This is a genomic window from Enterovirga sp. (assembly GCF_028290205.1).
Classification (GTDB): domain Bacteria; phylum Pseudomonadota; class Alphaproteobacteria; order Rhizobiales; family Beijerinckiaceae; genus Enterovirga.
Window position 1 is genome coordinate 1 of record NZ_JAQGKF010000204.1, and the last position, 6,461, is coordinate 6,461.

Sequence of the window (6,461 nt, forward strand, 5' to 3'; positions counted from 1 at the left end):
GAAGTTCGACAACCTCTACGGCTGCCGCGAGTCGCTGGTCGACGGCATCCGCCGCGGCACCGACGTGATGATGGCCGGCAAGGTCGCCATGGTCGCGGGCTTCGGCGACGTCGGCAAGGGCTCGGCCGCTTCGCTGCGCCAGGCCGGCTGCCGGGTGCTCGTGTCCGAGATTGACCCGATCTGCGCCCTGCAGGCGGCCATGGAAGGCTATGAGGTCGTCACCATGGAAGAGGCCTGCCCGCGGGCGGACATCTTCGTGACCGCCACCGGCAACAAGGACGTCATCACGATCGAGCACATGCGGGCCATGAAGGACCGGGCCATCGTGTGCAACATCGGCCACTTCGATAACGAGATCCAGGTGGCGGCGCTCAAGAACCACAAGTGGGACAACATCAAGCCGCAGGTGGACGAGATCACGTTCCCGGACGGCAAGCGCATGATCCTCCTCTCGGAGGGACGGCTTGTGAATCTCGGCAATGCTATGGGCCACCCGTCCTTCGTGATGTCGGCTTCGTTCACCAACCAGACCCTGGCCCAGATCGAACTCTGGACCAATCCAGGCAAGTACGATCGCAAGGTCTACACCCTTCCGAAGCACCTGGATGAGAAGGTCGCGATGCTGCACCTGGAGAAGATCGGCGCCAAGCTGACCAAACTCCGTCCGGATCAGGCCTCGTATATCGGCGTTTCTGAGTCCGGGCCGTTCAAGCCGGATCACTATCGCTACTGAGCTTCTGCTCGACTCGTGACAGGGGGCTGGTGTTGCGGCCCCGACACGCTGGGCCCGTTCGATGGGCGGGCCCGGCGAAAGCTTTCGTTAACGGCTTTCGGGCGGACTCCTCGGCGCATTAAGCTGCGGTGATTCGTGCGGCGCGGCTGTAAGTTCCCGCCCTCGCGCATCCCTCTCCCTTCTGTTCCGATGAGCCGCGCGAGGACCCCGATTCCCAGACTCCGCTGCCTTTCCGCGGGCCGGCACGTCGGCGCCTCGAGCCGACGTCGCCGAAGCGGTGCGCCCGGCCGCACCGTCGGAACCGCCATCGCCTCCCTGGCCGGCCTGTGCTCTGAGGCGGCGGCCGAGCCGGTCACGGACGCCTTCGTCCTCGTGCCCTATCTGGATGGCCGCACGGCCTTCGGCTCTGCCGTCATCGTCGGCCTGATCATCTTCTCGACCACCCTCGCGATCATGTATGTGAGCGAGCGGCGGCGCTGGCAGGAGCGCGAGCGCGAGGACGAGGCCGAGCTGGCCCGGCTGCGCGGCGCCGACGACAGGGCCGAGTTCCTGCTCGGCTCGGAGCGCCAGGTCGTCGTGGTGTTCGACGGCGACGAGCCCTCGGTCGAGGGCGACCCGTCCATCGTCGCGCCGGATGCGAATTACCGCCGCGTCCTCGCCTTCGGGTCCTGGCTCGCGGCCCCGGATGCCGGCCGGTTCGAGGCCGCCCTGTCCCGCCTGAGAGCGCGCGGCGAGGCGTTCCGCATGACCTTGCGGACGGCCTCGGGCTCCTTCGTCGAGGGGGAGGGCCGCACCATCGTCGGCCTCGCCGTGCTGCGCCTGCGCGACGTCTCCGAGGACCGCTCGGCCCGCCTGGCCGCGGAAGCTCGGGCCGAGGGCGCAGCGGAGGATCTGCGCAGGATGCGGGCCTTGCTGGACGCGGTCGACGAGCCGGCTTGGCTGCGCGACGCGGATGGCCGTCTCGCCTGGGCGAACCGCGCCTATTGCGGTGCCGTCGAGGCCGGGAGCCTCGAGGTCGTCACCGGACGCTCGCTGGAGCTGCTGGACCGCAAGGAGCGCCAGATCGCGGCGCGCCGCTGCCGCGACGGCGAAACCTACCGGGCTCGCGTTCCGGCCATCATGGCAGGCGCGCGACGGGTGCTGGACATCACCGAGGCCCCGCTGGGCGAACCGTCGGCGGCCGGGGTCGCAAGCGGCGGGCTCGCCCGTGACGTGTCCGAGATCGAGGCGCTGCGGGCCGAGCTCGTGTCGCAGGCCCAGGCCCAGACCCGGATGCTCGACCAGTTGCCCACCGCGGTGGCGATGTTCGATTCGAGCCAGCGGCTCGTGTTCCACAACGCCGCCTACCGGCAGCTCTGGGAGCTGGATGCCGCCTTCCTGGACGGCCATCCGAGCGACGGCGAGATCCTGGACCGGCTGCGGGCCGGGCGCCGGCTGCCGGAACAGGCCGATTACTGGACCTGGAAGGCCAAGGTGCTGGAGACGTATCGGTCGGTGGAATCGGTCGAGACGTGGTGGCACCTGCCGGACCGCCGGACCCTCCGGGTCGTGGCCAATCCGGGCCCGCAGGGCGGCCTGACCTACCTGTTCGATGACGTCTCCGACCGCATGAAGCTTGAGTCGCGCGTCAACGCGCTCAGCCAAGTGCAGCGCGAGACGCTGGATTCGCTTGCCGAGGGCGTCGCGCTGTTCGGTCAGGATGGCCGGCTCAAACTGTCCAATCGGGCCTTCGCGGATCTGTGGCGCCTCGACACTGCGCTCCTGGACAGCTCGCCGCACATCAATGCGGTGGTGGAGCACGCGACGCGTCTCGCGCCCGCCGGCGGGCCCTGGAGCGACCTCCGGGCGGCCGTCGCCGGCCTGACGGATCGGCGCGAGCGCTCGGCCGTCCGCATGGAGCGGCTGGACGGCGGCGTGTTCGATGTGGCGGCGGAGCCGCTGCCGGACGGCGGCACGCTGCTCACCTTCGCGGACGTCACCGCGAGCGTGAATGTCGAACGCGCGCTGACCGAGCGCAACGAGGCGCTGGAACTGGCCGGCCGCCTCCGCAACGAGTTCGTGCACCACGTATCCTATGAGCTGCGGACGCCGCTCACCAACATCATCGGCTTCGCCGAACTCCTCGGCGCCGAGACGGTGGGCGCCCTGAACGAGCGCCAGCGCGACTATGCCGGCCACATCACGCGCTCCTCGGCCTCCCTTCTGGCCATCATCAACGACATCCTGGATCTCGCTTCCATCGACACGGAGACCATCGAGCTGTCGCGCGAGCGGGTCGACATCCGGCGCACGGTTGATGCGGCGGTGCTCGGAATCGAGGATCGGCTGGTGGAGCTGAAGCTGCGGCTGGAGATCGACGTCCCGGGCGGGATCGGCAGCTTTTCGGGGGATCCGAAACGGGTGCGCCAGATCCTCTACAACCTCCTGTCCAATGCGGCCGGGTTCTCGTCCTCCGGCCAGACCATCCGGGTGGCGGCCCGCAAGGAGAGCGATGAGGTCGTGATCTCCGTCTCGGACGAGGGATGCGGCATCTCGCCCGAGGTGCGTGACCGCGTCTTCGACCGCTTCGAGAGCCACACGGCCGGCAGCCAGCACCGCGGCGTCGGGCTCGGGCTGTCCATCGTGCGCTCCTTCGTGGAACTGCATGGCGGGCGGGTCGAACTCGTGTCCGAGCGCGGGGCCGGCACCACGGTGACCTGCCGCTTTCCGGCCGACGGACGCCCGCCGCAGCAACTCGCCGCGGCGATGCCGCCCGATTGGGCCTCATGAGCGGGACCGTGTCGAACCCGGCCCCGACGCCCGAGGCCCGCAGCGAAACGATCGTGTTGCCCGATGAGGCCGCTTCGCTGGAGCTCGGCGCCCGCATCGGCGAAGCCCTCGAGCCGGGCGACCTTGTGGCCCTGTCGGGCGACATCGGCGCCGGCAAGACCACACTCGCCCGGGCAGTGCTGCGGGCCTGTCTCGGGGACCCCGACCTCGACGTGCCCAGCCCCACCTTCACGCTGGTTCAGGCCTATGACGGCCCAAAGGGCCCGGTGATGCATGTGGACCTCTACCGCATCGAGCGGGAGGCCGACCTCGCCGAGCTCGGCCTCGACGAGGCGCCGGACGAGAGTTCGATCCTGGTGGAATGGCCGGAGCGGGTGCCGGCGCTGCTGAACCGCCGGCACCTGTCCGTCGCGCTCGCCTGGGATCCCGAAACGGGCGGCCGCCGCGCCGTGCTGTCGGGCGATGGCCCGCTCGTGGAACGGCTGCAGCGTCGCCGCGCGCTCGACCGGCTCCTGTCCGGCAGCGGCTGGGCGGAGGCGCGCCGGATCCCGATGAGCGGCGACGCCTCGAGCCGGCTCTACGAGCGGCTGATCCAGCCCTCCGGCAAGCGCGCCGTGCTGATGATCTCGCCGCCGCGGCCGGACGGGCCGCCGGTGCGGCGCGGAAAACCCTACAGCCAGATCGCCCATCTGGCCGAGAGCGTGCACGCCTTTGTGGCGGTGGACCGTGGCCTGCTGGCCCAGGGCTTCAGCGCGCCCCGCATCCTGGCCGAGGATCTCGAGGCCGGCCTGCTGCTGCTGGAGGACCTCGCCGGCCCGGGCGTTGTCGATGACGCCGGCCGCCCCATCGCGGAGCGCTACAGCGAGGCCACTCGGCTGCTGGCGGCCCTCCACGGCCGCACCTTGCCGGGTGAACTTCCCGTGACGGCCGACACCGTCCACGTGCTGCCGCCCTATGATCTCGACGCCTGGCTGATCGAGGCCGAGCTCCTGCTCGATTGGTATTGCCCCGACATCGCCGGCCGGCACCCGTCAGGGTCGGTCCGGGCCGAGTTCGTCCATGCCTGGCGGGAGATCCTGTCGGACATTCTGTCGGGGCCCCAGACCTGGACGTTGCGCGACTACCATTCGCCGAACCTGATCTGGCTGCCGAGCCGCTCGGGCCTGAGCCGGGTCGGCGTGATCGACTTCCAGGACGCGGTGCTGGGCCCGCCCGCCTACGACGTCGCCTCGCTCCTCCAGGATGCGCGCGTCACCGTTCCGCCGGAGCTCGAGCTGCGGCTTCTCGGCACCTATGCGGCCGCGCGGCGGGCCGAGGATCCGGGCTTCGACATGGCCTCCTTCGCGGCCGCCTATGCGGTGGTGGCCGCCCAGCGGGCGACCAAGATCCTGGGCATCTTCGCCCGCCTGAACCGCCGTGACGGCAAGCCGCAATACCTCGCCCACCTACCGCGCATCCGCGCCTACCTGGTCCGCAATCTCGACCACCCGGCGCTCGAGCGGCTGCGGCGCTGGTATGGGGAGCACGTGCCCGGCCTCATGCCCGAGCAGGCCCCCGCCGAGCCGGGTCCGGCCGAGGGGGAGGGGTCGTGAGCGCGCCCCTCACGGCCATGGTGCTGGCCGCCGGCCTCGGCCAGCGCATGCGGCCGATCACCGACCGCTGCCCCAAACCGCTCGTCCGCATTGGCGGGCGGCCCATGCTGGACCACGCGCTCGGCCGGCTCGAACAGGCCGGGATCGCCCGCGCCGTCGTCAACGTGCATCATCTCGCCGGGCAGATCGAAGCCCATCTCGGCCAGGTCCGGGGCGTCGCCGTGACGGTGTCGGACGAGCGTGATGCGCTGCTCGAAACCGGCGGCGGCGTGAAGCGCGCCCTGCCGCTGCTCGGCCCGGAATTCCTGGTCATGAATTCCGACTCGCTCTGGACCGAGCGCCAGGAGAGCAATGTCGGCCGCCTGCTCGCGGCCTGGGATCCGGCCCGGATGGACGCGCTCCTGCTCCTCGCCGACCGGGACAGCCTCGGCTACGACGGGGCCGGCGATTTCGATCTCGACGCGACCGGCCGCCTGGCGCGGCGACGCCCGGGCGGCGTGGCCCCGCATGTCTATGCCGGGGTCGGGATCCTGAAGGCGAGTTCGTTCCAGGACACGCCGGACGGAGCGTTCTCGCTCAACCTCGTCTTCGACCGTGCCATCGCGGCCGATCGGCTCTATGGTCTGAGACTCGATGGCGAGTGGCTGCATGTGGGAACCCCGGACGCGATCCGGGCGGCTGAAGAGCGGCTCGCGGCGACGCGCTAGCCCGCCCTCCGGGCGCGTGTGACGGTGCGCGGCGGGCCTGCCCGCGTCTTCACGATCCCGGCCGGGGCCTCGTTCCTGCCGACCCTCGCCGACGCGCTGCTCGACGGCGCCCTCACGGATGGCTGGCCCGTCGGGGCCTCGCTGGCCGATGCCACCGTGTATCTGCCCACCCGGCGCGCCTGCCGGGCCTTTGCGGCCGTGCTGGCCGAGCGCGGGCCGGCCCGGGCCACGCTGCTGCCCCGGATCATCCCCCTCGGCGAACAGGAGAGCGACCCGGTTGGCTGGGCGGCCGCACCCGACGTGCCGCCTCCGCTCACCGGGCTCGAGCGCCGCCTCATTCTGGCCCGGCTGATCGCGGCCTGGGCCGCCCGGCAGGCGGAAGGGACCGAACTTGCCGGCTCGCCGGCCGAGGCGATCCTCCTGGCCTCCGACCTCGAAGCGCTCATGGACGCGCTGGCGACCGAAAGCATCCCCTGGGACGCGCTGCAGGGCGTGGTCGAGACCGAGTTCTCGGCGCATTTCGGCAGCACCCTGCAATTCCTCCGCATCGCGCACGAGAACTGGCCCGCGATCCTGCGCGAGCGCCGCGCCAGCGATCCGGCCCGGCACCGCGACGAGGCCTTGCGGGCCGAGGCCGACCGGCTCGGCGGGACGGCGTCC

At 71.1% G+C, this 6,461-nt stretch carries 4 protein-coding genes and 1 pseudogene; all 5 read left to right on the forward strand.

What is annotated here, in order from left to right:
- The coding region (locus tag JWR86_RS13985; RefSeq protein WP_299566664.1) for an adenosylhomocysteinase at window positions 1-733 on the forward strand (733 nt) is incomplete at its 5' end.
- A gap of 372 nt (window positions 734-1,105) precedes the next feature.
- On the forward strand, window positions 1,106-3,502 hold the full coding sequence (locus tag JWR86_RS13990; protein WP_299566666.1) for a PAS-domain containing protein: 2,397 nt from the start codon (window positions 1,106-1,108) through the stop codon (window positions 3,500-3,502).
- On the forward strand, window positions 3,499-5,094 hold the full coding sequence (gene tsaE, locus JWR86_RS13995) for a tRNA (adenosine(37)-N6)-threonylcarbamoyltransferase complex ATPase subunit type 1 TsaE (RefSeq protein WP_299566668.1): 1,596 nt from the start codon (window positions 3,499-3,501) through the stop codon (window positions 5,092-5,094). The genes JWR86_RS13990 and tsaE overlap by 4 nt, the downstream gene beginning before the upstream one ends.
- 17 nt (window positions 5,095-5,111) lie before the next feature.
- Window positions 5,112-5,801 carry a nucleotidyltransferase family protein gene (locus tag JWR86_RS14000; protein WP_299566671.1) on the forward strand — a complete coding sequence of 230 codons (690 nt, stop codon included), beginning with the start codon at window positions 5,112-5,114 and terminating at the stop codon, window positions 5,799-5,801.
- Window positions 5,802-5,825: 24 nt separating this feature from the next.
- Window positions 5,826-6,461: pseudogene (locus tag JWR86_RS14005) on the forward strand (double-strand break repair protein AddB); the annotation flags it as partial.

Bases quoted from the DNA above. Each gene is read 5' to 3' on its own strand.
- tsaE (WP_299566668.1), top strand. From the start codon at position 3,499: ATGAGCGGGACCGTGTCGAACCCGGCCCCGACGCCCGAGGCCCGCAGC.
- JWR86_RS14000 (WP_299566671.1), top strand. From the start codon at position 5,112: ATGGTGCTGGCCGCCGGCCTCGGCCAGCGCATGCGGCCGATCACCGAC.